The 23,003-nt window shown below is 71.0% G+C and carries 20 protein-coding genes and 3 pseudogenes; 4 read left to right on the top strand and 19 right to left on the bottom strand.

Features of this window, described 5'->3' with window-relative positions; all coding sequences use genetic code 11:
• Positions 1–30: 30 nt before the first annotated feature.
• From ACIQ8B_RS26675 to ACIQ8B_RS26605, 15 genes and pseudogenes are all read right to left on the bottom strand, one after another.
• Positions 31–1,407 carry a replication-associated recombination protein A gene (locus ACIQ8B_RS26675; RefSeq protein ID WP_403550221.1) on the bottom strand — a complete coding sequence of 459 codons (1,377 nt, stop codon included), beginning with the start codon at positions 1,405–1,407 and terminating at the stop codon, positions 31–33.
• Positions 1,408–1,528: 121 nt separating this feature from the next.
• On the bottom strand, positions 1,529–2,380 hold the full coding sequence (locus tag ACIQ8B_RS26670; protein ID WP_403550219.1) for a PhzF family phenazine biosynthesis protein: 852 nt from the start codon (positions 2,378–2,380) through the stop codon (positions 1,529–1,531).
• Between the two features lie 15 nt (positions 2,381–2,395).
• Positions 2,396–4,069: an asparaginase domain-containing protein gene (locus ACIQ8B_RS26665; RefSeq protein ID WP_403550217.1), complete on the bottom strand. Its 1,674-nt coding sequence runs from the start codon at positions 4,067–4,069 to the stop codon at positions 2,396–2,398.
• Positions 4,069–4,554, bottom strand: a complete 486-nt coding sequence (locus tag ACIQ8B_RS26660) for a DUF488 family protein (protein ID WP_403550215.1) — start codon at positions 4,552–4,554, stop codon at positions 4,069–4,071. Before ACIQ8B_RS26660 ends, ACIQ8B_RS26665 begins: the two co-directional genes overlap by 1 nt.
• A 75-nt stretch (positions 4,555–4,629) precedes the next feature.
• Positions 4,630–5,640, bottom strand: coding sequence for a methyltransferase (locus tag ACIQ8B_RS26655; protein ID WP_403550213.1), 1,011 nt, complete (start codon positions 5,638–5,640; stop codon positions 4,630–4,632).
• A 76-nt stretch (positions 5,641–5,716) separates the two neighbouring features.
• Positions 5,717–6,124 (bottom strand): VOC family protein, encoded by a 408-nt coding sequence (locus tag ACIQ8B_RS26650; RefSeq protein WP_403550211.1) that lies wholly within the window; start codon positions 6,122–6,124, stop codon positions 5,717–5,719.
• Between the two features lie 53 nt (positions 6,125–6,177).
• Positions 6,178–6,669, bottom strand: a complete 492-nt coding sequence (locus ACIQ8B_RS26645; RefSeq protein WP_403550209.1) for a PhzA/PhzB family protein — start codon at positions 6,667–6,669, stop codon at positions 6,178–6,180.
• Between the two features lie 112 nt (positions 6,670–6,781).
• Positions 6,782–8,638 carry an asparagine synthase (glutamine-hydrolyzing) gene (asnB, locus tag ACIQ8B_RS26640; RefSeq protein WP_403550207.1) on the bottom strand — a complete coding sequence of 619 codons (1,857 nt, stop codon included), beginning with the start codon at positions 8,636–8,638 and terminating at the stop codon, positions 6,782–6,784.
• A gap of 44 nt (positions 8,639–8,682) precedes the next feature.
• Complete coding sequence (gene phzG / locus ACIQ8B_RS26635) at positions 8,683–9,303, bottom strand: phenazine biosynthesis FMN-dependent oxidase PhzG (RefSeq protein ID WP_403550205.1); 621 nt, start codon at positions 9,301–9,303, stop codon at positions 8,683–8,685.
• Positions 9,300–9,647, bottom strand: coding sequence for a hypothetical protein (locus ACIQ8B_RS26630; RefSeq protein WP_403550202.1), 348 nt, complete (start codon positions 9,645–9,647; stop codon positions 9,300–9,302). The genes phzG and ACIQ8B_RS26630 overlap by 4 nt, the downstream gene beginning before the upstream one ends.
• Entirely contained in the window at positions 9,644–11,548 is a 1,905-nt protein-coding gene (locus ACIQ8B_RS26625; protein ID WP_403550200.1) for an anthranilate synthase family protein, read from the bottom strand. The genes ACIQ8B_RS26630 and ACIQ8B_RS26625 overlap by 4 nt, the downstream gene beginning before the upstream one ends.
• Complete coding sequence (locus tag ACIQ8B_RS26620; RefSeq protein ID WP_403550198.1) at positions 11,545–12,168, bottom strand: isochorismatase family protein; 624 nt, start codon at positions 12,166–12,168, stop codon at positions 11,545–11,547. The genes ACIQ8B_RS26625 and ACIQ8B_RS26620 overlap by 4 nt, the downstream gene beginning before the upstream one ends.
• Positions 12,156–13,364, bottom strand: coding sequence for a 3-deoxy-7-phosphoheptulonate synthase (locus ACIQ8B_RS26615; protein ID WP_403550196.1), 1,209 nt, complete (start codon positions 13,362–13,364; stop codon positions 12,156–12,158). Before ACIQ8B_RS26615 ends, ACIQ8B_RS26620 begins: the two co-directional genes overlap by 13 nt.
• A 257-nt stretch (positions 13,365–13,621) precedes the next feature.
• Positions 13,622–14,263: a YybH family protein gene (locus ACIQ8B_RS26610; protein WP_403550194.1), complete on the bottom strand. Its 642-nt coding sequence runs from the start codon at positions 14,261–14,263 to the stop codon at positions 13,622–13,624.
• Between the two features lie 936 nt (positions 14,264–15,199).
• A pseudogene (locus ACIQ8B_RS26605) lies at positions 15,200–15,586 on the bottom strand (MerR family transcriptional regulator); the annotation flags it as partial.
• A gap of 409 nt (positions 15,587–15,995) precedes the next feature.
• On the opposite strand from ACIQ8B_RS26605, the pseudogene ACIQ8B_RS26600 reads away from it, so the two are divergent.
• A pseudogene (locus ACIQ8B_RS26600) lies at positions 15,996–16,397 on the top strand (SulP family inorganic anion transporter); the annotation flags it as partial.
• 206 nt (positions 16,398–16,603) lie between these two features.
• On the opposite strand, the gene ACIQ8B_RS26595 reads toward ACIQ8B_RS26600, so the two are convergent.
• From ACIQ8B_RS26595 to ACIQ8B_RS26585, 3 genes are all read right to left on the bottom strand, one after another.
• Positions 16,604–17,218 (bottom strand): TetR/AcrR family transcriptional regulator, encoded by a 615-nt coding sequence (locus ACIQ8B_RS26595; protein ID WP_290004106.1) that lies wholly within the window; start codon positions 17,216–17,218, stop codon positions 16,604–16,606.
• Positions 17,219–17,375: 157 nt separating this feature from the next.
• Entirely contained in the window at positions 17,376–18,767 is a 1,392-nt protein-coding gene (locus tag ACIQ8B_RS26590; RefSeq protein ID WP_403550192.1) for an amidase, read from the bottom strand.
• Entirely contained in the window at positions 18,754–18,960 is a 207-nt protein-coding gene (locus tag ACIQ8B_RS26585) for a hypothetical protein (protein WP_403550190.1), read from the bottom strand. Before ACIQ8B_RS26585 ends, ACIQ8B_RS26590 begins: the two co-directional genes overlap by 14 nt.
• Positions 18,961–19,108: 148 nt before the next feature.
• On the opposite strand from ACIQ8B_RS26585, the gene ACIQ8B_RS26580 reads away from it, so the two are divergent.
• Positions 19,109–20,434, top strand: coding sequence for an MFS transporter (locus tag ACIQ8B_RS26580; protein ID WP_403550188.1), 1,326 nt, complete (start codon positions 19,109–19,111; stop codon positions 20,432–20,434).
• Positions 20,435–20,502: 68 nt separating this feature from the next.
• Complete coding sequence (locus ACIQ8B_RS26575; protein ID WP_403550186.1) at positions 20,503–21,381, top strand: MBL fold metallo-hydrolase; 879 nt, start codon at positions 20,503–20,505, stop codon at positions 21,379–21,381.
• Between the two features lie 610 nt (positions 21,382–21,991).
• Here ACIQ8B_RS26575 and ACIQ8B_RS26570 read toward each other — a convergent pair.
• On the bottom strand, positions 21,992–22,231 hold the full coding sequence (locus ACIQ8B_RS26570; protein WP_403550184.1) for an erythromycin esterase family protein: 240 nt from the start codon (positions 22,229–22,231) through the stop codon (positions 21,992–21,994).
• Positions 22,232–22,340: 109 nt separating this feature from the next.
• On the opposite strand from ACIQ8B_RS26570, the pseudogene ACIQ8B_RS26565 reads away from it, so the two are divergent.
• A pseudogene (locus ACIQ8B_RS26565) lies at positions 22,341–22,637 on the top strand (transposase); the annotation flags it as partial.
• Positions 22,638–23,003: the final 366 nt, after the last annotated feature.

Raw genomic sequence — 23,003 nt, 5'->3', positions numbered from 1 at the left:
GTGCGCGACACGTACCGCGCCCTCCCGGCGCTACCGCTCCTCGCCCCGGACGACACGGCGGAGCCTGGTGAGGCGCTCCTGCAGGTCACGCTCCCCACCGTGCCGCGTGGGGCGGTAGTAGTCCTTCCCCACAAGGTCGTCCGGCGCGTACTGCTGCGCCAGCACTCCCTCGGGGACCCTGTGCGGGTAGCGGTAGCCGATCCCGTTTCCCAGTTCCCTGGCGCCCGTGTAGCGGCTGTGGCGCAGGTGCGCGGGGATCTCGCCGACGGCGCCCGCCCGGACGTCGGACATGGCCTCGTCGATTCCGGCGATCACCGCGTTCGACTTCGGTGCCATGGCCAGGTGCACGGTGGCCTGGGCCAGAGCCAGGCGAGCCTCGGGCATGCCGATGAGCTGGACCGTCTGGGCCGCGGCGACAGCGGCCGGGAGAGCCGTGGGGTCGGCCAGCCCGATGTCCTCGCTCGCGTGCACGACCAGGCGCCTCGCGATGAAACGCGGGTCCTCGCCGGCGACGAGCATGCGGGCCAGGTAGTGCAGCGCCGCGTCGGGATCCGAGCCGCGGATCGACTTGATGAACGCGCTGACGACATCGTGGTGCTGGTCGCCCTGCCGGTCGTAGCGCACCGTGGCCTCGGCGACGGCGCGCTCCACCGCCGGGACGTCGACCACGGTGCCGCCCGTGCCCGTCACCCCGTCGGCGCTCGCCTCCAGTGCGGTCATGGCGCTCCGGGCATCACCGGCCGCGAGGCGCACCAGGGCGTCCTCGGCCTCCGGCGTCACGGAGACCGCGCCGCCGAGACCGCGCTCGTCCTTCACCGCCCGGCGCAGCAGCTCACGGACGTCGTCCTCGTCCAGGGGATGAAGCTGCAGTACCAGCAGGCGGGAGAGGAGCGGGGACACCACCGAGAACGAGGGGTTCTCCGTGGTGGCCGCGACGAGCAGGACCAACCCGTCCTCGACGGCTCCGAGCAGCGCGTCCTGCTGGGTCCTGGAGAAGCGGTGCACCTCGTCGATGAACAGGACGGTCCGCCGGCCCTGTCCGTCGCGGCGACGGCGCGCCTGGTTCATCACGTCGCGCAGTTCCTTGACGCCGCTGGTCAGCGCCGAGAGGGCGACGAACCGGCGGGCGGCGACGGTGGCCATCAGGCGCGCCAGCGTGGTCTTCCCCGTGCCCGGCGGGCCGTACAGCAGCACCGATGCCGCCTCGCCGCCCTCGGCCAGCCGCCGCAGGGGAGCGCCGGGGCGCAGCAGGTGGGCCTGGCCGACGACCTCGGCGAGCGACCGCGGCCGCATCCGCACGGCGAGCGGGGCGCCGACCCGTGCGACCCCGGTCGACGCCTCCGGTGGGCCCGGCGGGGTGTGGTCCGCTTCCGGTAACGCGAAGAGACCGTCGTCGTCGGCCGTCATCCCGCCACCCGCCCCCGGTGGGACGCCGGACGGCCCCCCGCGCGCCGGGAGTCGACGGACGGTGCTCTGCTGGACATGGCGGTCCTTCCTCCGTGGATGGGTCATTCGGACGTCCCGGCGGCTACGCGAACAGCGTGCCCCGGGCGACGACGACGGCGGCCCCGGCCACTTGGACCGATTCGATCCGCTCCGGCGTCCCCGTCGCGCGAGCGCGCATCGTGGAAGAACGCCCCATCTCGACCCCCTGACGGATCTCGATCCACTCCCCGAAGGGGACAAGTCCGTACCGGGCCAAGTGTACTGCGATCGCCCCCGCGGCCGAGCCGGTGGCGGCGTCCTCCACCACCCCATAGGCGGGCGAGAACATGCGCAGTCGCCACTGTGTTCCGGAGCCCGCGAAGCAGTTGGCCGCCATGTCGGGCAGCCTGGCGAGGACGCGCTGGTCCGGCTCCAGCGCGGAGAGTGCCGGCACGCCGTCCAGACCGACGAACACGTGCCGGGGCCCGTTGTCGTACACCTCGACGGGCAAGGTGCTGCCGGTGCCCACCAGGTCGAGGGCGGTGAGGAGTTCGTCAGTGCGGTCGTAGGGTGCCCAGACCGGGAGCGGCTGCCACATCTCAGCCCCGACGGCGCGGCCGTCGTCGTCCCGCTCCAGTTCGAACGTGACGGTACCCCTGGCGGTCTCCATCCGGAGCTCTTCCGCCTCGTGCGACTCGCCGAGCACCACGGCCGTGCCGAGGGTCGGATGCCCGGCGAAGGGCAGCTCGTTGACGGGGGTGAAGATGCGGACCCGTACGTCGCCGTCGTTCTCCGGGGGGAGGACGAAGACGGTCTCCGACAGGTGCAGTTCCCGCGCGATCTGCTGCATGCGCTCGGGGGAGAGGCCGGAGGCGTCCGGGAAGACCGCGGTGGGGTTGCCTTCCAGCGGCACGTCGGTGAAGACGTCGGCCACCACGTACTCATACATGCCCATGAGTTCCCGTCCGGTTCAGTGTGTGTCGAAGAGGACCTGGTACTGGGCGACCGCTTTCTCGGTGGCCGCGCGTTCGTCGGGGGTCGGGTTGAACGGGTCCGCGGCCGGGGGCAGGGCACCGAACCTGAGCAGCGCGGCCATGAGGAGCATGCGCGCCTTGGTGGCCGTCAGGTTGTTGCCCGAGACGAACGCCGGGTCGGTGCGGTACGCCATGCCCCCGGTGGTGCCGCGGCCGGTGCGGACCACCGGCAGACCGGCGAAGACGGCAACGCTCAGCGCCGCGTTCTTCGTCGGGTCAGCCATCCCGAACGGTGACATGCCCTCGCACACGAAGCCGGAGAGCGGGAAGCGGGCGAGGTTGGCGTCGATCCGCGCGAGGATCTCGACCTCCTCCTCGGCGACGGGCGGGTTGTCGGTTCCGGTGCCCGTCGCCGCGTACCGGCTGTACTTGGTGATCGAGACGTGCGGCATGGCGGAGGGCACGAGCCCGTCGGCGTCCTTGATCCGGACCTCCACCGGGGTGACGCCGGCGTCCAGGCTCCCGGCGACGCCGGCCACCGTCTCGGGAAGCACCGTGAGGCGCAGCTCCGAGCAATGGGTGTGCCTGCGGGCGGGGAGGTAGGTGAGCTGCGGAGGACCGTAGCCCCCGAGGTCGGCGACGACTCCCCCGTGGCCTCCGGTGACCTCGTAACCGCCGGGCCGGGCGTCGACCTTGGTCACGTCCCTGGCCGAGTAGACGAGTTCGTCGACGATCACGCAGGCACCGACGCGGTTGCGGCCCCGTTCGTCCAGGGCGACGCCCGACGTGATGAACTTGACGCCGTCCACCACGTTGCGGTCGCCGTCCGCGCTCAGCGACTGGTGGCGGCGCTGCGCGGCGTGTCCGACGAGCGGCACCTCGGTGTCGATCAGGAGACCGAGCCAGTACAGGGTCTCGTCGACGGTCGGGCTTCCCTCCAGCCATTGCACGCCGGCGAACTCCCCGGTGGCGAGTACGGCCTGGACCTGATTGGTGGCCCGGGCCAGGTGCGCGAGGCCGGGCTCGCTCTGGAGGTGGTACGGGTAGTAGACGAAGAAGTCCTGCCCTAGACGCTCGGACGCGGCACCCGTGGTGTACCCGCCGGAGGGAGCCGCGCGGAAGAACTCGAAGTCGGCGACGGAGCCCAGTTCGACGGGGACACCGTGGTCGGCAAGGCCGAACCGCTCGATCTCCTCGTAGAGGCGCCGGGCGTCCGGGTAGAAGGTCTGGCGGGCCTCGGCCGGGGCCGCGCACGGCGCCGCCGAGGTCTCCTCCCAGGCCGAACCGTCCGCCTGTCTCGCCATGTAGGGCAGGGGGTAGAGGCCGTCGGCGGGGTCGAGTTCGACGACGTACACCGGCTTGGCGTCTGCGGACGGCCGTGCGGTGTGGAACGTGCCGTCCTCGTCGAGCCAGCCGTCGGGCGGGGCGTACAGGCCGGCGGCGTCCTGTTCGAGCGGGTGCGCGCTGAACGCCTCGACGTACAACGTCGCCGGGGCGGCGAGTCGCTGGGGCCGCAGGACGTCGGACCGGCCGGGCCGAAGCGGCAGGCCGTGGCGTGCGCGCGCCTTGTTCGACGTGACCAGGTCCGGGGTGTTCAGGATCGTCGCGGTCGGCCCGGCGAAGACCGCGATCCGGGGACGCGGTGCGCCGGCCGGGAGCATGTCGCCCATCACATCGGCCTCAGGTGTTCGACGGTGATGCCGTAGTCCTCGACGAGCCGCCGGGCGACCAGCGACCGGTGACACGCCTCGGGGTCGCGCTCGACGCAGAAGAGCGCCGCGGTCCCGCTGTCCGACAGGGCCGCCACGATCAGGTCGAGGTCGGCCGGGTCGAGGATCTCGGCGGTGTAGCGGCGGATGTACTCGGCGGCGAGCTCCCGGCGTGAGCGCTTGCCGACCCCTTGGCGGCTGTCCTCGGCGTACTGGAGCTGCCGCAGCTCGGTCGTCGGAGCGAGTTCCCGGCGGTGCTGGTAGGCGATCCCGGCCTCGGCGAGGGCCGCCTGGAGCCGCAGGGAGTTGGCCCAGGCGTAGTCGGGGCCGCGGACCCCACGCCGCTGTCGCACGTCGAGCAGCAGACGCACGTCGGCCTGCCGTAGTCGTTCGATGTAGGAATCGCCGTCGAAGCCGTAGACGCCGATCGTTGCCAACTTGAGCACGGGACTTCTCCTGTTCGCGCTGCCGCTCGTACTCCGCTCGAAGCTGCCGGCCCCACCGGGCCGCACCCGGTGCCGCTATGGGGTGCGCGGCGCGACGATCAGGGCGGTCGTCTCCATCGGCAGTTCCGCGGTGCTCTCGACGGACAGGCCTGCCCGCTCCAGCAGCCGCGTGATCCGGCCGAGGGTGCGGTGCTCGCCGCCCGTGGTCACCAGCAGGTGCAGGTCCCACAGCGCGGGAAGCACGGTGGGGTTCTCGTCCTCGACGAAGCGGTCGAGGATCAGCAGCCGGGACGAGGGGCCCGCCATCGCTCGGCGGCAGTGCTCGAAGACACCGACGACGTCCTCGTCGCCGTGGCCGGCCAGCACGCGGCACAGGATGTAGACGTCCCCGCCCTCCGGGACGCCCTCGAACATGTCACCGCCGACCACCTCGGCGCGGTCCGGGCCGACCGTGGCGGACAGGTGCTCGCGGGCCTTGGGCGTCATGTGGTCGCGGTCGAAGAGCGTGCCCGTGGCGTCCGGCGTGGCGGCGAGGATCGTGGCGAGCAGGTTCCCGCCGCCGCCGCCCACGTCCACGACCTTCTTGCCGGTGAAGTCGAAGACCCCGGGCACCTGGTGGAAGAACATGCTCGCGGCGTTCATGGTGAGCTGGAACCGCCGGGCGGTGGCCGCGTGATCGCCCAGGTAGTCGTAGAGCGGCTGGCCGTGGGCGACTTCGAAGCCGGAGCTCTCCGTGCTGATGGCGTGGTGGGCATGGCCCCAGGCGGAATAGAACTCCTCGCCGTACAGCAGGCACATGTCACGCAGCGACTGGGGGCCGTCGAGGAGCGCCGCGCTCACCCGGGTGCCGCGGTAACCCGTGGAGTCGCTGCCCTCGAAGACGCCCAGGGCCACGAGCAGGCGCATCAGACGGTGGACGCCTTGCTCGCTCGCGCCGGTGGCCTTGGCGAGTTCGGCGTCGTTGTCGCGGCCGGCCTCGACCTGGTCGGGCAGCCCGAGCTTGACCGCGGTGTAGAGCGCCTGCGCCCGCCACCCGCCGGTGATGATGTCGACCACGTCTCGGGTGGCCTGCACGTCGACTGTCATCGAGACCTCTCCGTCCCGGTCTGCTGGTCGGCCCACTCGGCCGCGGCTGCTGCACGGCAGGACACGGAGTCCCCGGTCACGACGGCTGCTTGATGTTGCACATCCAGGTGATCCCGAACCTGTCCACGAGCGTGCCGGCCTCGTCACCCCAGATCTGCTTCCTGAGGGGCAGGGTCACCGTGCCGCCCGCGGACAGCTTCTCGAAGTACTTCCGCAGGCGGGCGTCGTCGCCGCCGAGGTAGAGGGCGACGTTGGTGCCCGGGTCGAAGGGGACCCGCTCCGGGACGTCCCACGCCATCACCGTGAAGCCGTCGGCGGTGCTGAGCGTCGCGTGCATGATCTTGTCGGGATCGGGCATTTCGGCCGACCCGAAGTCGCCGTACGTGCCCAGTTCCAGCGTGCCGCCGAGGACCTGCTGGTAGAACTCCATGGCCTGACGGGCGTTGCCGTCGAAGGCGAGGTACGGGTTGAGCTGGGATGCCATGTGTTGCTGCCCTTGCTGTGTGTGCGGACGACGTGGTCGCGGAAACACGTTCCCTAGGTGGGGATTCCGCCGCGGTTGATCTTCGGCACCTCGATGCCCAGCGCGCGCAATTGCTGGAACGGGTTCATGAATTCGCGTTGCCGCTTGATCCTGCCGTCCTCGAGTTCGAACGCGTGGATGAAGTGGTTCCTGTAGTGGCCGGGCGGGTAGTCCGGGTAAAGGATCTGCCCCTCGCCGTCGCATTCGACCCAGAACCTGTTGGGGTCCTGCGTGTCGAAGATCTCGACGTTCTTCCACTCCCAGTCCGGGAACATACGCAGCGACCACTCGCCGTGGGCCTTGAGCTTCGCGTGTCCCCGGGAGACAACCGGTTCACCGGTGTCGCTGGTGTACAGGCCGGCGCTGCCGTCCTCCGTGAAGAGCAGGTAACGCGTCAGCCGGTTCTCGCCCTTGCGGGCCATGTAGTCCGCGACGACGGCCCGGTGCCGGGCGCGCAGGTCGAGGCCGGTGTCGCTCCCCTCCGGCCGGGCGTTTTCCGTTCCCATCTCGTCTCCCTCGCATCGTGATTCGGGTGCGGGCCGCCGCGGTGCGCGGTCGGCCGTCTGCGGCCGTCCCGGCGCGCAGGCGGCGGGTGGTGCGGGACCGTCCGGACCGGTGTCAGAGCCGCAGCTCGGGCCGGTAGACGTCCAGCCAGGTACTCAGGTCGAGCACGCGCTCCATGCCGTTGCGGACGTCGATCGGCATGGTGGCCGGGTCCTGCCGCGTCATGTTCTCCAGCCAGCCGCGGTCGACCAGGCCGAAGACCGGGTCGTCGGTGGTGAGGAGCTCCTTGGACTGCTGCAGCAGCGCACCGGCGTAGTGCGGGTCCAGCGTGGCCGGGTAGGGGGCCTTCACCCGCTCCAGCACCGACTTCGGCAGCAGGTCCGCAGTCGCGGCGCGCAACAGGCTCTTCTCCCGGCCGTCGAAGGTCTTCATCGACCACGGGGTGTTGTAGACGTACTCGACGAGGCGGTGGTCGCAGAAGGGAACCCGGACCTCCAGGCCGACGGCCATGCTGATGCGGTCCTTGCGCTCCAGGAGCATCCGCACGAAGCGCGTCAGATGCAGATAGCACAGCTCCCGCATGCGCATCTCGTGGTCGCTCTCGCCCTCGGCCCGCTCCACTTCGCCGAGCGCGTCGACGTACCGGTCCCTGATGTAGGCGGGCAGGTCGAGGGCGGCGGTGATGTCGGCGTTGAACCGGTCCGACACCTGGGCCCGGGCGCCGCTGACGAACACGGCCATCCAGGGGAAGGTCTGCGCGGCCTGGACCTCCGGCAGGTGGAACCACCGGTACCCGCCGAAGACCTCGTCGGCGGACTCGCCGGACAGGGCGACCGTCGACTGCTGCCGGATCGCCTTGAAGAGCAGGTACAGCGAGGCGTCCATGTCGCCGAGGCTGAGCGGGCTGTCCCGGGCGGTGATGACGGCCCGGCGCACGTCCGGGTCGGCGATCGAGGCATGGTCGAGCACGATGGACTCGTGCTGCGAGCCGACGTGCGCGGCCACCTCCCGGGCGTACGGGGCGTCCGTGGTGCCCCGCAGTTCGTCGGCGACGAAGTCGTCCTCCCGGCCGACGAAGTCCACCGCGAAGCTGCGGACCTTCTCGCCGGCCTCGCCGTGCTCGCCGGGCCGGCCCAGCTTGGCGGCGGCCAGCGCGGTGATGACGCTGGAGTCGAGGCCACCGGAGAGAAGGGTGCAGCGGGGGACGTCGGAGACCAGCTGACGGCTGACGATGTCCTCGAGCAGCTCCCGCACGGTGGCGACGGTGGTCTCCCGGTCGTCCGTGTGAGGCCGGGTGGACAGCGTCCAGTAGCGGTGCTCGCGCAGGCCCGAGCGGTCGACGGTGACCAGGCCGCCGGGGACCACCTCGTTCATCCCGCACCACACGGCGCTGCCCGGCGTCTGGGTGAAGCTGACCAGTTCCCGCAGCCCGGCGAGGTCGACGGCGCGGTCCGCGAGCGGGTTGGCGAGGATGGCCTTCGGCTCGGATCCGAACACCACGCCGTCGTCGGTGGCGTAGTAGTAGAGGGGCTTGACGCCCATCCGGTCGCGGATCATGACCAGTTTCTCGGCCCGCGAGTCCCAGACCGCGAAGGCGAACATGCCGTTGAGCCGTTCGGCGACCGCCTCACCCCACTCGACGTAGCCGTGCAGCACGACCTCGGTGTCACTGCGGGTTTCGAAGCGGTGGCCCCGGCGCAGCAGTTCGCTCCTGAGCTCGGTGAAGTTGTAGACCTCCCCGCTGTAGGTGATCGCCACCGGCCCGTCGTCGGTGGGCAGCACCATCGGCTGGGTCCCGCCTTCGATGTCGATGACCGCCAGCCTGCGGTGGCCGAGGACCGCGTGCCGGTCGAGCCAGGCGCCACCGGCGTCCGGGCCCCGGCAGGCCATGGTCTCCGTCATCGCGTCCAGTTGTGCGCGCTGCTGCGTCAGATCCCGGTCGAACGAGACCCAGCCCGTGATTCCACACATCGTCCTGTCCTTCTTCCTGTCGCGTTCTCGGTCCTCGAGCGAGGTCAGGGCTGGAGCCGGCTCGTGAGCCAGCCGGAGCCTTCGCGCTCGTAACGCAGCCTCTGGTGCAGCCGGTCCTCGGGTTCGGACTGCCAGAACTCGACCGATGCCGGCTCCAGCAGGTAGCCGACCCAGCGGTCCGGGCGGGGCAGCGCCGAACCGTCCCGGCCCAGCTCCCGGGCCTGCTCGCGCAGTGCCTCCTCGTCGAGCAGCGGTGCGCTCTGGTGCGCCGCCACCGACATCGGGTGCGTGCTGACGGGCCGGGCGTTCCAGAGGGCGTCGGACTCCTCGGCGGGCAGGGGGCGGGTCGGGCCGCTCACGCTCACCTGACGCCCGGCCTCGCGCCAGTAGAAGAGCCCCGACGCGTAGGGCGTGCCGGCCAGTTCCCGGCCCTTGCGGCTGTCGGAGTGGCTGGCGAACACGAGGCCCGTCTCCCGTATGTGGAGGACCTGGACGATCCGGTTGGAGACCTGGCCGCGGGGGCCGACGGTGGCCAGTGCCAGCGCGCCCGGCTGGAGGACGGTGTCCGCGACCGCGTTGTCGAACCAGGTCCGCAGCAGTGCCATCGGGTCCGCGGGCGGGGCGGTGAACTCGTCGGCGGTCATGGGGAGGTGCGGTGCGCTCACGACGACTTCCCGGTCCCTTCGAAGGCCAGGCCGCGTCCGGCGGGCCCGCCGGAGTGGATTCCTTCGACGAGGGCCTCGACGTCGGACAGCATCCGGACGGCCGGCGGGTATCCGATGAGCTCGGTGGCCCGGTTCGGGGGCATCGGCGCCTTCAGGTCGGCCTCCGAGTCCCACAGCATCACGGCGCCCCACCGGTTGGTCTCCCGGTCGGAGATCCAGAACTTCAACCGCATTCCGTGGACCTCCGTCCACGGCTCGACGCCCTCGTCGCGCAGGTACTCGCGCAAGGAGTCGATGGTCTGGCCGGACCCGGTGAGGTCCCACCAGGAGATGGTGGCTTTCATGCGTTCAGTACCTCCGCGGTGTCCATCAGCGGTGCGAGCAGCTCGGCCAGGACCCGCTCGCTGTCCTGGGTGAGCACGGATTCGAGGTGGAACTGCACCGAGCTGAAGTGCGGGCCGCGCAGGGCGTGTACCTCGTCCGTACCGAGGTCGCGGCAGACCGTCACCTCGCCGATGCCCGGACACTCCAGCCGGCCGGCCAGGGCACGGGCCGAGAAGGAGTTGTAGAAACCCACCCGTTCGCGCGAGCCGAACAGGTCGATCTCGCGCTGAGCGCCCTGGTTCGGAATGTCCCGGCGTCGCAGTTCGAGCCCGAGGCGCCGGCTGAGCAGCTGATGGCTCAGGCACACGGCCAGAAAGGGGACGCGGCGGGCCAGCAACTCCTCGATGGCGGAGGTGAGCCGGGCCATCCTGGGGTGGTCGGTCTCCCGCGGGTCGCCTGGTCCGGGGCCCATGACGACGAGGTCGTGCTCGTCGAAGCGGTGGGCCGCGTCGAAGCGGCTGAGTTCCACGGTCAGCCCGATGGAGCGCAGTTGGTGGGCGAGCATCTCGCTGAAGGTGTCCTCGGCGTCGACGATCAGCGCCCGGCGGCCGTCCAGTACCGGGTGGGGCCGTGTGCGCTGCTCCGCCTCGCTGAGCCAGAAGTTCGCGATCTTCTCGTTGCGCCTCACCAGGGCCTCCTGGATCAGCGGGTGCGCGTCGAGCCGCTCCTGTGCACCGAGGGCCGCGAGGACACCCGCCGCCTTGGTGCGGGTCTCGGCGACCTCGGCATCCGGGTCGGAGTGCCGGACGAGGGTGGCGCCCACGCCGACCCGTACGTGACCGGTGTCGTCGGCCCGCGAGGCCAGGATGTCGGCGGTGCGGATGAGGATGGCCGAGTCCAGGGTGGGCGCGCCGGCGGCGTCGCGGCCGATCAGTGCGGCGACCCCTCCGTAATATCCGCGGCCGCCGGGCTCGTAGCGGGCGATCACCCGGCAGGCGTTCTCGAGCGGACTGCCGGTCACGGTGGGGGCGAACATCGTCTCCCGTAGGATGTCGCGGGGGTCGAGGTCGCTGCGGCCCTCGATGGTGTACTCGGTGTGCGCGAGCCGGGACATCTCCCTCAGGTAGGGCCCCTTCACGCGGCCGCCGCCCCGGCAGACCCGGGCCATCATCTTGAGTTCCTCGTCGAGGACCATGTACAGCTCGTCGGTCTCCTTGCCGTCGGTGAGGAACTCCATCACCTCCGACAGGACCGGCCCGGTGGCCGGGTAGCGGTAGGTGCCGCTGATCGGGGTCATCGCGGCGACGCCGTCGCGCAGGCTGACGTGGCGTTCCGGGGTGGCACCGACGAAGGTACGGGTGCCGGTGTGCACGATGAACGTCCAGTAGGCGCCGCTCTCCCGGGCGAGCAGCCTGCGGAAGAGGGTGAGGGCGCTGCGCGTCGAGTAGCCGGCGATGCTGGTGACGAAGGAGCGTCTGATGACGAAGTTCGAGCCCTCCCCGGTGCCGATCTCGTTGTCGAGGACGGCACGGACGGTGTCCGCGTAGGCTTCGTCGTCGGTGTCGAAGCGTCCGTCGGCCAGGGTGATCGGCTCGTCCGGAAGCACCCTGAGCACCTCGGAGGCGCTGGTCGTTCCCTGGTGGGTGACCTCCATCGTGAGCAGCGGGGAGCCGTCGTCGACGGTGGCGAAGCCGCGTTCGGTGATCTGCCGGTGGGGCACCAGGACCAGCGTCTCGTGCCAGGCCTTCCCGGGCCGCCCGGCATTCCCGGCCGACGGGATGCCGGCGAGCCGGGCCGGGGTGTGGACCCGGCCCAGCAGGATCTCCACGCAGTCCGGGCTCACGGTCTCGGGGCGGTGCAGCAGGGCGAAGGCGCCCGGTTCGGGACCCAGTACGTGCTCGAGCAGGTGCGGGGCGTTCATCGGAGGACCTCCTCGGTGGTGGTGACCACCGAGCAGCGAGCGGCCGCGTAGTCGAGGGCCAGCCGGTGGTGGTCGGCGGAGAAATCACCGAGGGCGTCGGCGACCAGGAAGGGCTGAATGTCGTTGGTGAACGCCTCGAGGGCGGTCGCCAGCACGCCGACGTGGGCGTACACCCCGCAGACGATCAGCTGGTCGCAGCCCAGGGCGCGCAGCCGGGCCAGCAGGTCCGAGCGGAAGAAGGCGCTGTAGCGCCACTTGGTGAGCACCTGGTCCGCCGGCCCGGGCGTGAGCTCCGTGACGATCTGACGGTCGGCGGGGTCCACGCGCATGCCCGGACCCCAGAAGTCCTTGAGGAGTCCGCGTTCCTCGTCCGTCATGCCGCCGGGCTGCGCGGTGTAGAAGACGGGGACGTCGAGTGCGGCGCACCGCTCCCGCAGTCGTGCACAGTGGCGGACGAGCGGGTCTCGTACGGCCGGGGGGAACGGGGCGAGGAAGTACCGCTGCATGTCGTGGACGAGCAGGGCCGCGCGGGCCGGGTCGGGTGTCCACCGGGCCGTGCCGGGGGGCAGATCGGCCGCCGTGGGCAGTGGGTAGGCGGATATCGGTGCTATGCCCGGCACGGTTCTCCCTGGGATCGGTCCGTCATCGTCTGCGGCTGCCAGGCCGACACCACCGCCACGGCCTGGCGGGGGTTGAGCCGCGGGTCGCACAACGTCGTGTACGTGGCACCGACGCGGTCGGTGGCGTCCGGGACGTCGGCGCACTCGGTCACCGCATCGGGGGTGGTCTCCAGGTGGATCCCGCCCGGTGTTCCGCCGCCCGCGCGGACGGCCGCCTGGAAGGCGGTGACCTCGCGGACGACGGTGTCCACGACTCGGGTCTTGCGTCCCTCGGCGGTGGTCACGGTGTTGGCGTGCATCGGGTCGACCAGCCAGATCACGGGATGCCCCGCGGCGCGTACCGCCCTGACCAGCGGCGGCAGCAGATCCGCCGCCACGTCGGCGCCCATGCGGGCGATCAGGGTGAGCCGGCCCGGTGTCCTGCGGCTGTCGAGCCGCTCGCACAGGCCGAGCAGTTCCGTGGTGGTCATGCGGGGACCCACCTTGCAGGCCACGGGGTTCACCACGTCGGCCAGCAGGGCGACGTGGGCTCCGTCGAGCCGGCGGGTCCGTTCCCCGATCCACGGCCAGTGGGTGGAAGTGAGCGCGATCCGGCCGTCCCGGTCGGCTCGCAGCATCGGGATCTCGTAGTCGAGGAGCAGGGCCTCGTGACTGGTCCAGACGGCCGGGTCGACGCGATCCTGCGGCGTCGGGCAGAGGTGGGCGATGATCTGGCGTGCGGCATGGTAGCCGGCCAGCAGGCGCCGGGGGTCGGGGCGCCGGGCTTCTGGGTCCGGCTCGGGGCCGTTCACCATGTGCCCCCGGTAGACCGGGATCTCGACGCCGCCGGCCCACTCGGTAGGGGCCGACCGCGGCTTGGCGTACTGGCCCCCGATCCTGCCGACCTTGAGGACCGGCTGGTGGGTGATCGCGTTCATGACCCCGGCGAGTACGTCGAGGAGACCGGTCTTCCGCCGGACGTCACCCGCGGTGCATTCGGCGGTGTCCTCCGCGCAGTCGCCCGCCTGCACCACCTGGGCCTGCCCGGCGGCGACTCGGGCGAGCCGGCTTCGGAGTCTGCTGAGCGATGCGGTCTCCACCAGTGGAGGGAGGCCCGCCAGCTTGTCCCGGGTCCGCTCGACCTCCGCCGGGTCCTCCCATGGGGGTTGCTGCTGTGCGATGAGGGATGGTGAACAGTGGAGCGATGTGGTGTTCAATTCTGCTCCCCACTCTCCGACATGCCGGCACACCGTTTCGGCGCGGTGATGCGGCGACGCCCGGCCACCCATGACCAAAGACGCCCGGTCCCTGGGTGGCCGAACTCCCCGGAATTCCTCGATTTCGGCATGCCGGGGCGACGGAGTGACCCCCGGCGGAATTCGAGAGGGCGGCGCGCTACGCATGCGTGGGCACGCCGCCTTCACCGGTGAGTCGGCTTCCGGTGAATACGGAGAGGACTGTCGAGTGAGTCGGGTCAGTGGTGTGAGGTCGCCGGCGCAGCCGGGTCACCGTGGGGCGGGTACGGGTTGTCCTGTACGTACAACCAGGTGCCGTCCAGCTGCTCCTGGACGGTGTCGCAGAAATTGCCGGTGAAACTCTCTCGGGTTCCGTCCGCTGCGTCCTGCTCCAGGCTGTAGTCGCCCATGATGGCCGCCGTGCGCTGGCGCACCTTGTTGTCCAACCCACGCCATCCGCCCGCCACGACGGTCTGGCGGGGGTTCACGGTGAGTACCGGATTCGATTCGAACCAGTCGATGTAGAAGGCGCGGATCGCCGCGCGGCCCCGGATGACCGACCCGTCCCAGTCGACGATCGCCGCCTCGGGCTCGTGCAGCGCGATGATGCCGTCGATGTCCTTGGCCACGATGCGCTCGCCGAGGAGCTGCAGCAGCTGCTCGGGGGACGTGGCCACGGCTCGTGCCCCCGCCTTGGTCCTGGCCGCGGCGTTGGCGGAAGTCCCGGCGCCGGACGGAGCCTCGGCGGCCGACGGGCTCCCGGCGGTGGTGGACGCGGCGGCCACCGGCTCGGTCTGGATGATTCTGGGGCCGGCGATACTTCCGGCCGTCAGGACAATGGCCGCGGCCGCGATCGGAAGCGTGTGCTTGACCTTGCTCAATTCATCTCCCCCTACCGGAGACGGCAACAGGTCGGTACGACGCCGCTACGGCGCCGGGCCTTCCGGCCGGCCACCATGTGCCATCTCTCCCCCTGGATGACAGTCATACAACAGCCCGAAACTGGTTTCTGTCAATGCCTCAAAGAACGCGATCGGCACCACCGTGTCCCCCCTTCCCCCAGCAAGGAAAACGGAATTGCAATGTCACTGCAATGACCTGCACCCATGCGCGGACAACGGAATTCCGGCCGACAGCGGCCGCCGCATCGAAGGCTCCCCTGCGAGTGACCGGAACATTCCACTCCAGGAAGCGCCCACGGCCATATAAGATCGCGTTGACGCGGCGCCGGAACCCCCTGGACGACCGCCCACCGACGGACTCCGCCGCGAGTGACGCTCCCACGGGGCCAGGAAATCACCGAGCGTGGATGGGGCATGCCGCACAGTTCACCACAGAGTAAAGAAAACGGAAAGTGGAATTCCAGAAAAGGCCTTCGACTTGTTCAATGTAAAACACATTGGCCGACCGATGTGTTTCCAGCCGTCACATGACCGAAAACCGCCACACCACGTCGTGAACTCGCGTGCCCTTGCACGGAGCGCTCAGGAGGCCCGTGCGACCCCGGACAGCCGCCGTCGCCCCCATCGCCCCGCTCCCTCCTGTCGCCCTGGGCAGCCGTGTCGAGGTAACGTGGGCGCCCCGGCGCCCACCGCGGTTCCCGGCCGACTGCATCGCCGGCCGCGTCCTGTTCGACGCCGCCGCCCTCCCCCGCTCCCGGCTTCGCTCGAGCGGGGCCCCGTCGCGCCCTCGACGCCGGCCGCGCCGGCGGGGCGGCCTCGCTCGGCGACATCGTCGCCGAGCCACCCGTACGCCCGTGGACAGCCACCGAGGCTGTACCCGGCCGGCCCACTTGCAGCGTCACAAGTTCGAGGGCGGGCCGCGGGGACGTTCCGCTCCAGGCGGGCGCCCAGGGTGGTGGCGAAGTCCTCGACACGGGCCAGCTGGACACGCAGCTTCTCCACCTGCTCGGCTGCGGCCTGCTCGTAGCCCCGGACGCGGCCGAGCAGAGTTTCGCGCTCGTCGTCGAGGGACTCGGCGCTGTCGAGACGGTCGGTGGCGTCCAGGAGATCACGCATATGGTCGAGGGTGAAACCCAATGGCTTCATGCGGCGGATGACCATGAGCCGGGCGACGTCGGTCTCCGTGGAGAGGCGGAACCCACCCTGGGAGCGGGCGGAGGGGATGACCAGGCCGGTTTCCTCGTAGTGCCGGATGGTGCGCAGCGACAGCCCCGTCCGTGCGGCGACTTCGCCGATCCGCATGTGCTTGTCGTCCGCGCCCGTCTCCCGGCCCTTTCCGTCACGGCGGGCCTCGACCCGTGCGACCTCAACCAACCCCTACTCTAACGTTAGGGTAGAGTTCATGACGGCGACGGTGGCCAGCTGCCTCGCCACTGCTGTGCCGGGGCCGATGGCACCCCCGGCGCATCCGATCCGCGGGAGAGAGCGTGCGTGAGCCCATGACGCCGAGCGCCGCCGCCTGCCCGCCGTGGCCCTTCGCCTCTGATGGGAGCCGGCCGCGCTCCGCGCCAGGCCCCAGCTCCCCTCCTCCCCTTGACCTCCGACCCGCCCCGCGGGTCGTCCGCGGGGCGCCGTCCGGCCCCTGCGTGTCCTTCCCGCACGTCCCGGCCTCCCGACGGGGTGTGCCCGAGCACGACAGACACGCATCTCCTTGTCTTCTGCTGCTGTGACTCCCGCCGCGCGGCTGCGCGGCCTGCGCCCTGACTGGCTGAACGATCCGAAGGTCTGGCGCACCGAGGTACTGGCCGGCCTGGTCGTCGCCCTGGCCCTGATTCCCGAGGCGATCTGGTTCTCGATCATCGCCGGTGTCGACCCGGCGATCGGCCTGTTCGCCTCGTTCGCCATGGCCGTGGTCATCTCGATCGTCGGCGGCCGCCGCACGATGGTCTCTGCGGCCACCGGCGCCATCGCGCTGGTGATCGCACCTCTCAACCGTGAGCACGGCTTGGGTCACCTGATCGCCGCCGTGATCCTCGCCGGTGTCGTCCAGGTCGTGCTCGGCGCGCTCGGGGTGGCGAAGCTGATGCGGTTCGTTCCCCGCTCGGTGATGGTGCCGGGTCGGTGTCGGGCCACTCGGTCTCGCGGGCGAGCGAGGCGGATCCCCGAAGGGCCCCTCGTGCGCACGGGGCGTCAAACGGGCGTCACGCCCGAGGGCGACGTGCTGGTCGGTCGTTGCCGGGGAATTCATGACCCCTGCCGGTACAGCCGGCCGCTTGGCCTCCACGGCCCGGTGGCCGGACCGCCCGATGAGCGACGTGGTCAGTTGTCGGGTTTCTTCTTCGAGCGCCGAGGGGCGGCGGCCCGGGTGGGGCGAGCGCCGGCCTCGGCCTGCTGGGCGTACACCGCGTTCGTCACGAGCTCGCGCGCGTATGCGGCGTCCAGCCGGCCAGGGCGGAAGAGGATGCGGTACATGATCGGCGCCACGACACGGTCGATCAGCAGTTCCGTCTCGGGTACCGGCTCCCCCCGCTGCACCGCACGGGCCAGCATGACGTCGATCTGCTCTGCGGCATACGCCGAACACTGACCGGCATTGGTTCCGTCGGGGTCGCCGAGCAGGGCGTCCCGGATGTAGGCGCGTCCGGGCGGCGAGGCCATCTCGTCGAGGAACTGTTCCGCCCACGCGTCGAGATCGGCCCGCAGGCTCCCGAGATCGGCCGGATCCGTTTCCGGGCGCAGTCGTTCGACGGCCACGTCGGACAGGAGTTCCTGCAGGTCGCCCCAACGACGGTAGATCGTGGAGGGGGTCACGCCCGCCCGAGTGGCCACCATCGGGACCGTGAGCGCGTCGCGTCCCACCTCCTCCACGAGTTCACGTACCGCCGCATGGACGGACTCCTGTACGCGTGCGCTGCGCCCGCCGGGGCGGACCATGGGCCTGGGACTCATGCGATCCACCTTAATGCGATTTTGTTGCTTCTAGGCGGTGGCCGGCGTCGGCGACCTGCGGGGCTGCGCATCCGGGCGCCCGGGCACGGCGGACGCCCCTGCAGCGACGCGACCGCATGCCGGCCGGAACGTCCGCCTTGCCTCAGGCAGCGAGGGGAGCAAGCCGTCCCGCGCCGGCCACCGACTCCTCGTAGGCCCGGCCCACACGGAGCACCGTCGCGTCGCGGAAGGGGCGCGCCATCAGCTGCATACCGATCGGCAGTCCGGCGCGGTCGTGACCGACCGGCAGGGTGAGGGCCGGGACGCCGGTGATGTTGGCTGGGGCACAGAGGCGGACGTAGCTGTCCGACACGGACTCGGTCGTGCCGTCGGCCCACTCGACGGCTTCCTGCCCCGCCTCGGCGGCGGTCATCGGCACCGTCGGCGCGGCGAGGACGTCGATTCCGTCGAACATGCGAGCCCAGGCGTCCCGCATCATGGTGCGGGCCCGCTGGGCGCGGAGGTAGTCGCCCGCAGAGGTGAGCTCGCCGGCCTCCAGCAGGATGCGAACGTCCGCCGCGTACAGGTCGGGGGTGGCCCGCAGCGACCGCTCGTGGTAGGCGGTGGCCTCGGGGACCATCAGCCCCCACTGGACGGCCTGGATGTAACGCGCCATCGGGATCTCGACGTCGACGAGCTCCGCCCCCAGCTCCGCCAGCCGCTCGATCGCGCCGCGTACGGACTCCTCGACCTCGGGCGCGACCCGGTCGAAGTAGTGGTTCCGCGGTACGCCGACCTTCAGCCCTCGCAGGTCGCCTCCCGGGAAGCGGTCCAGCATCGGGCCGGACACGCTCGCCGGGTCGCGCGGGTCGTGGCCGGCGGTCGCCGACAGCACCAGCGCGACGTCCTGGACGGTGCGGGTGAGAGGGCCCACGTGGTCCAGGGACCAGGACAGCGAGGTCACACCTGTGCGTGGGACCAGGCCGTAGGTCGGCTTGAGGCCCACCACGCCGTTCAGGGCCGCGGGGACCCGGATGGAACCGCCCGTGTCCGTGCCCATGGCGAACGTCGCCCCGCCGGCGGCGACAGCCACCGCCGAGCCGCCGCTCGACCCGCCCGCGACCCGGCTGTGGTCCCAGGCGTTGTTCGTCTGCGGGGTGGTCAGGCCGTAGGCGAACTCGTGCGTGTGCGTCTTGCCCAGGAGGACGGCCCCGGCGGCGCCGAGCCGTTCGGCCACCCGGCTGTCGCGTTCCGCCACGTGCCCTGCCCGGACGTGCGAGCTCGCCGTGATGGGCATCCCCTCCGCGTCGATCAGATCCTTGAGCGCCATGGGGATCCCGTGCAGCGGCCCGCGCGGTCCGCTTCCGGAGATCTCCCGTTCGGCGCGGACCGCTGCGGCCAGGGCCGCGTCGGCGGTGACGGTGACGTAGGCGCCCAGTCGTCCTTCGACGGCGGCAATACGGGCGAGCACCGATTCGGTGAGTTCGACGGGGGACAGCTCCCGTGCGCGCACCGCACGGGAGGCTTCGGTCAGCGACAGCTCAAACGGTTGCATCGGCGCTCCCCTGTCCGGCTCGGTAGGAGGACGCGGGAGGGGTCTCGCCGAAATCGAGCTCGCGCAACGTGCTGATCACGGAGTGGATGTGGTTGGCCGTCATGGCCACTCCTTCGTGTCGGCCGTCCCCGAGGGGGAGCCCCGCCCGCAGCGCCCCTCGGGCTGCCTCTTGGGGGGTGAGTTCGCTGGTCATGGCTTCCTTCCGGATCTGTGCGGCGCGACGGGCCGGGGCAGGTACAGGACCTCCGGCCACCGCAAAAGCGAATCGTTTGCGTTAGTCGATCGTAGGGTCTACGGTGACTTAAAGCAAACCAATCGCTTTTAGCACGGGAAGGACTCTCATGCAGAGCGTCCCCGCGGACCTCGCGCCTCCCCGCACCTCCCCCTCCGGACGTCTGCCGTTCGCATTGCACGCCTCGATCCTGATCGCGCTGCTCGCCGCATCCAGCGCGCCGACCCCGCTGTACCCCCACTACCAGGCTCAGTGGCAGCTGTCGTCCCTCGACATCACCGTGGTCTTCAGCGCCTACGCCCTGGCGCTCCTGATCGCACTGCTGACGACCGGAACCCTTTCCGACCATGTCGGACGCCGCCCCGTGCTCCTGGGCGCGCTCGCGCTCCAGGTCGCCTCCATGGCACTGTTCGCGACGGCCGGCGGCCTGACCGCCCTGATCGGCGCCCGCGTGCTGCAGGGCATCGCGACCGGCGCGGCGACCAGCGCAGCTGGTGCGGCTCTCCTCGACCTGGAAGACCCCGCCCGGCCGGGCCGCCCCGCTCTGGCCAACAGCATCGCACCGGTGACGGGCATGGCGGCCGGCGTCCTGGCAGCCACCCTCATGGTGCGCTTCGCCCCCGCTCCGGCGATCACGGTGTACGCGGCCCTGATCGCCGTGTTCGCCGCGCAGGCCGTCGCCCTTGTCCGGGCGCCCGAGACCGTCCGCCGCCGTCCCGGAGCACTGCGCTCGACGCGGCCCCGCCTGGCACTGCCGTCGGCGGCCGCCCACGCTCTCCTGCTCAACGGCGCCGGCGTCGTCGCCGTCTGGGCGCTCGGCGGCTTCTACTCGTCCCTGGGACCGGGCTTCACACGGCTCGTCTCCCCCGGCGGACCCGAATACGCCGGCGGCATGGTCTTCTTCACGCTGACGGCCGTCGCCGCCCCGACGGTGTACTTCACGCGCAGGATGCGTGCCGACGTCTGCGCCCTTCTCGGGAGCTGCGCGGTGATTCCGGCGGCCGTCCTGACCCTGGGCGCCCTCCATCTCGCCGGCCCCGTACTCCTCTTCGCCGGGGCGGCGCTGGCCGGGTTCGGCTTCGGAGCCGTCTCCCAGGGTGCGCTGCGCGCGGTCGTCGACTCGGTCCCGGCCCGGGAGAAGGGCGGCACGCTCGCCTCCTATCACGTACTCAGCTACCTGGCGATGAGCCTGCCCGCCATCGGCGCCGGCGCCCTCACCGCCGGTTTCGGGCTGCGTGCGGCAGCACTGGCCCATGCCGGCTGCGTGGCCGTACTGGCGACCGTCGCAGTCGTGACGCTGACCGCGCCGCTGCGCAGTCGGCGCCGGACACCGTCCCCGGACGCCCGCTCCCGCCCGGCAACGAGCAACTGCACATCCGCCTCACCCGACACACCCGCTCCAGACGTCTCCGTCCTCGCGACCCATGAAAGGTAAGGAAAATCTCCGTGCTCACCTCATCGCAAACGACCAAGTCCACTACTCCTCCCGCCTCTTCCTGGACGGTGGGCGACCACACCGTACGACGCATCGACGAAGTGGTCCTGCCCGCCCAGACCGGTCCGTGGCTGCTGCCCGGGGCGACCACCGACCTCGTGGGCCGGACTCCCTGGCTGAGCCCCGAATTCGCCGACGGACAAGGCGTCCTGCGCCTGACGAGTCACAGCTTCGCCGTCGAGGCGGACGGCATGCGGGTGCTGGTGGACACCGGCATCGGAAACGGGAAGCGGCGCGCCAACCCCGCCTGGCACAACCTGGACAGCGACTACGAAGCACGGCTACGGGCGGCGGGCTTCGCGCCGGAGAGCGTCGACGTCGTGGTCCTGACCCACCTCCACGCCGACCACGTGGGGTGGAACACGCGTGCCGAGGGCGACGCCTGGGTGCCCACCTTCCCGAACGCGCGCTATCTCACCTCACGCACCGAGTGGGACTACTGGGCGGGTGTCGACATGGAGGAGGCGCGTCGGCAGATGTTCCGGGACTCGGTCCTCCCCGTCCGGGAAGCAGGTCTGTTCGACCTCATCGATGTCGCGGACGAGGGCACGGACATCGCGCCGGGCATCCGTCTGCTGCCCACCCCCGGCCACACACCGGGACAGGTAGCGGTGGAACTGAGCAGCCGTGGCGAGACCGCATTGGTCACCGGCGACAGCATCCACCACCCGGTCCAGATGGCGCATCCGGAGCTCTGCAGCTGTGTGGACGTCGCTCCCGAACTCGCGGCCAGGACCCGGAACCAGATGCTCGGCTCACTGGCCGGTACGTCGACTCTTCTGCTCGGGAGCCACTTCCCGCCGCCGACCGCCGGACACGTGCTGCGCGAGGACGGCGGGTACCGACTGGTCCCGGCTCCCTCAGGGGTCACGCCCATCGGCGGCTGAAGCGGACCGGAGCACCCGGGACGTCCCGCGCACCGAGTCGCACCGAGTCCGTGCGGGTGACGTCCCGGGCGTCCGCGACCGGGCGGCCCGGGAGCGGCCAGGAGACTCCTCCGGCATACGCTCCGTCGTCACCGACGGGGCCGGACGACGTTATGACCGGTCACCGGCCTGCGCCCTTTGCGTAAGCCGGCTGTCGGCCGTCCCTCGTGGGCGACGGTCACGCCGACGCGTCGCGAACGAGGGCGACCTGCCGGCCCCGCTCGCCCATCGCCGGCCGAGCGACGCGGCCCTGCTCCAGTCTCACGAATCGAGCGTCATTCACGCGTCACCCATGACGAACGCACGTCGCCGACATCATCCGTACGACCCCCGCCACACCCTGCAACCGCGGGTCAGACGTCCTTTGCGGCAGGTTCAAGGATCGCCGCGCACTCCACGGGGTGCGTCACCGAAAAGATGTCGGATAGGCCGGATTCCGAAGAACGGCAGGTCAGAGCCACCTCCTCGGCTCACCACCCTGCTTGCTGACGTCGAGAGCGTCAGACGGGCGCCACGAAGGGCCTCACCCTCTGCCGCGACGTACTCGCCCTCAGTCCCTCGTGGGGAGCGATCAGCGGCACTCCACGCGGCGGACGTGGGTTTGTGCAGCGTGGGGCCCTCTTGTCGAGCAGTGGGACGCGGTGACCCGGTCCCCGTACCCGCCCTTCGCGAGGTGGCCGTTGTGCGCCCATACCATGACCCGGGACGTCGGGTCGTCGTCCATGAGGCGGGCGACGGCGTCGGCCATGGCACGGTCGTGGACGGCGAAAGCGCTCCCCTCACCCGCGGACCGGTCGAGCGAGCGGGTCACGAGGCCGGCGGCGCGGACCAGGGGTCCGGGTCGCCGCGGACCACGTAACCCCGAATCTCCACGGCCGCGCCGGCCGGGCCGCCACCGGCACGACCGTCCGGGCCGACCGCGCGGCTACGACAGCACCACGTTCCGTGTATTGGTAGCCCAGCCTGGGCTCACGGCCGAGATCGCCCGCAAGGGCGTGCCGGCCCCGATCCAGGCCGGCACGCGCTGGGTGATCGAGCGCACCCACTCGCGGATGAACGACTACCGCAAGCTCCGGCGCCGCACCGAGAAGAGCGGCGAGGCCGTGGACTTCTCCCTTCGCCTCGCCGCCGCCCTCGTCACGCTCCGCATGCTCATCCGACGATCGACAAGCCGCTACCGCTCGGATGGCCGGCCCATCACCCGACGCCTCGAGTGACCCATTCGCCGGTCGGTCCAAGACGTGCAGCCGGGAGAGCGGGTTGCCCTGTCCGCACGAGCACGCCTGCGCCCAGGCGTCAGGTAAACGTCAACACCCCATGCGCAATACTTCGTCGCCCCTACCACATGTGACCAACGGAAGTCATCTCTCCGTTTCTCCGGTGTGGCTGGTTATGATCGGTACTTCACGTCGCGCCAAAGCCGAACCGGACTTCCCCCAGTCCTGAACCCAGGACTGCGTCTGGCCCCGGCGGTCGGGCCGTCCCCCCTGGTTTCCCGCTCTCCGAGGACTGATGTCTCCCATAGAACCCGAAGGCACACGAGGGCGGCCGGCGACTCGTCGGCGGCGTACTCCGCGCCTGCG

The organism is Streptomyces sp. NPDC096105 (genome assembly GCF_044763335.1).
Lineage (GTDB): Bacteria > Actinomycetota > Actinomycetes > Streptomycetales > Streptomycetaceae > Streptomyces.
This window is presented reverse-complemented; position numbering and strand designations above follow the sequence as displayed.

What these genes read in the sequence shown, in the direction of transcription:
- ACIQ8B_RS26675 (WP_403550221.1), bottom strand. Translation starts at nt 1,407, where the DNA reads ATGACGGCCGACGACGACGGTCTCTTCGCGTTACCGGAAGCGGACCAC.
- ACIQ8B_RS26670 (WP_403550219.1), bottom strand. Translation starts at nt 2,380, where the DNA reads ATGGGCATGTATGAGTACGTGGTGGCCGACGTCTTCACCGACGTGCCG.
- ACIQ8B_RS26665 (WP_403550217.1), bottom strand. Translation starts at nt 4,069, where the DNA reads ATGGGCGACATGCTCCCGGCCGGCGCACCGCGTCCCCGGATCGCGGTC.
- ACIQ8B_RS26655 (WP_403550213.1), bottom strand. Translation starts at nt 5,640, where the DNA reads ATGACAGTCGACGTGCAGGCCACCCGAGACGTGGTCGACATCATCACC.
- ACIQ8B_RS26650 (WP_403550211.1), bottom strand. Translation starts at nt 6,124, where the DNA reads ATGGCATCCCAGCTCAACCCGTACCTCGCCTTCGACGGCAACGCCCGT.
- ACIQ8B_RS26645 (WP_403550209.1), bottom strand. Translation starts at nt 6,669, where the DNA reads ATGGGAACGGAAAACGCCCGGCCGGAGGGGAGCGACACCGGCCTCGAC.
- asnB (WP_403550207.1), bottom strand. Translation starts at nt 8,638, where the DNA reads ATGTGTGGAATCACGGGCTGGGTCTCGTTCGACCGGGATCTGACGCAG.
- ACIQ8B_RS26630 (WP_403550202.1), bottom strand. Translation starts at nt 9,647, where the DNA reads ATGAAAGCCACCATCTCCTGGTGGGACCTCACCGGGTCCGGCCAGACC.
- ACIQ8B_RS26625 (WP_403550200.1), bottom strand. Translation starts at nt 11,548, where the DNA reads ATGAACGCCCCGCACCTGCTCGAGCACGTACTGGGTCCCGAACCGGGC.
- ACIQ8B_RS26595 (WP_290004106.1), bottom strand. Translation starts at nt 17,218, where the DNA reads ATGGTCCGCCCCGGCGGGCGCAGCGCACGCGTACAGGAGTCCGTCCAT.
- ACIQ8B_RS26590 (WP_403550192.1), bottom strand. Translation starts at nt 18,767, where the DNA reads ATGCAACCGTTTGAGCTGTCGCTGACCGAAGCCTCCCGTGCGGTGCGC.
- ACIQ8B_RS26585 (WP_403550190.1), bottom strand. Translation starts at nt 18,960, where the DNA reads ATGACCAGCGAACTCACCCCCCAAGAGGCAGCCCGAGGGGCGCTGCGG.
- ACIQ8B_RS26580 (WP_403550188.1), top strand. Translation starts at nt 19,109, where the DNA reads ATGCAGAGCGTCCCCGCGGACCTCGCGCCTCCCCGCACCTCCCCCTCC.